Consider the following 1,974-nt stretch of genomic DNA (forward strand, 5'->3'; position numbering starts at 1 on the left):
TCAGGCGTTGCTTGCAACATTCATACCTAACTTGGGAAGAATCTCGGTGGCGGGCCCTGCCGCCATCAACTTGCCTTTGTTCATCACCAAAATGCCATTGCAGTGACTGAGCAAGAAAGGACTATGCGTGACCACGATGACGGTGCGCTCCTTGGCCAATTGCTTGAGGGTTTGCACAAAACGCAGCTCGGACTCACGGTCGAGCTCAGCCGTCGGCTCATCGAGCAAGAGCACAGGTGGGTCATTCAGCAAGGCTTGCGCGATGGCAATGCGCTTGGTCTGACCGGCTGAGAAGCGTTGCGCCCCCTCCCCGACTTGGGTGGCGTAGCCATCGGGCAGGTCAATGATGAAGTGGTGCGCGCATGAACGCTCGGCGGCTCGGATGATTTGCTCATCGCTGGCATCGGGGTTGGCCAAGGCGATGTTGTCGCGAATAGAAGTCGACAGCAGCTGGTTGGTTTGCGAGAGGTAGCCCATGCGCTGGGCCAGCTCGGTTTGGGTGAACTGGTGCAGATCGGCTCCGTCAATCAAGACGCGGCCAGCACTTGGAGGGTACAAGCCCCGCAAGATTTTCAACAACGTGGTCTTGCCACTGCCGTTGGGCCCCACGATGGCGTGTAAGCCAGATGGGCCAATTTCACCCGAGATGGGTTCGAGCAATGCGTTTTCAGAACCGGGGAATTGAAAGGTCACGCTTTCCAAGCGCATCGCACCCACAGGGCGAGGCAAGGCAATCACACTTTCGCTGCGGTCTTGTGGCGCTGACAACAAGGTGTCGAGTCGCTTTTTGGCGGCGCGGAATTGGCCAAAGGTTCGCCATTGGCCCACCAATTGAATCAAGGGCGAAACCATGCGCCCGCCCAACATGTTGGTGGCAATCAAAGAGCCCATGGTGATGAGCTGGTTCAAGATGGCCAAGGCGCCAATGCTGGTGGTGAGCACCGAGTTGCCGGTGGTCATGGCGTGCGCGAGTTCACGGAAATGGTCCGCCTCGCGGCTGCGCGCCAAAGATTCGTTCAGCCACTTGGCATAGTGGTCTTCCCAGCGACGGTGGACCGATTCGTTGGCCCCCAACGCTTTGAGGCTCAAACGCACAGAAGCGAGTTCGTTGAGAACCATGTCACGGCTCACCAACTGCTCGCGCTCCGTCTCACTCGCGCCACGGGTGACACGTCCCGAATGCCATGCCAAGGCCACGAATGCGGCAATGGTGAGCAAGGCCACAGGGAGCAAAGGCAGCGCCACAAAGGCAATCACCAGCAATGACAGCAGCACAAAGGGCAAGTCAATCACCAGCATGGCTGTCGCGCCCGAGCAGGTGGCACGCACGATTTCAATGTCGCGGTAAACCGCTTGCCAAAACCCTGGCGAGCGCGCTTCCAGTGCCAAGGTGGGCAAGTTGAGCATGCGCTGCAGGGTCTCACGCGCGAGTTCGACCTCCACACGCGCGCCAATGCGTTGCAGCAGCAACGAACGGCCCGCACGAAACACATGGTCCATCACGATGGCAATGGCCATGCCAATCACCAGCGCCGCCAGCGTGGAATAGCCTTCGTGGCCCACCACTTGGTCATACACCTGCATGCTGAAGACAGCTGCAAACAGCCCCAAGATGTTGGTGGCAAATGACAGCGCCAGTGCTTGGCGGTAGGCATTGCGATAGGGCCAAAGCAATTCACGCAACCAGTCTTGCTGGGCCTGAACATCGGGCAGGCTCTGCAGGTTGTGCGCGGCCCCTTTGTCTGAGTCGGCCACGAAATGCCAACCCCACTTGAGCCCTTTGCGGGTTTCATCGCCCGCGAGCTTCAAAGCCTCGCCCACCTCTTGCTTTTTAGTTCGAAGGTATTCCTTGTCGAGATGCGACCATGCACGTGTCGAACCCGAGCCCGAGAGTTGGCTCAACCACTCAAGGCCAAGCCATGCGCGTTTGCTGCCCTTCTCATCGGAGCTTCCAAGGAATTCCTTTTTCATAAA

At 58.5% G+C, this 1,974-nt stretch carries 1 protein-coding gene; it reads right to left on the reverse strand.

Features of this window, described 5'->3' with window-relative positions; translation table 11 throughout:
* Positions 1-1,971 carry an ATP-binding cassette domain-containing protein gene (locus tag LINBF2_RS06330; RefSeq protein WP_281891248.1) on the reverse strand — a complete coding sequence of 657 codons (1,971 nt, stop codon included), beginning with the start codon at positions 1,969-1,971 and terminating at the stop codon, positions 1-3.
* Positions 1,972-1,974: the final 3 nt, after the last annotated feature.

This window comes from Limnohabitans sp. TEGF004 (genome assembly GCF_027924965.1).
GTDB lineage: Bacteria > Pseudomonadota > Gammaproteobacteria > Burkholderiales > Burkholderiaceae_C > Limnohabitans.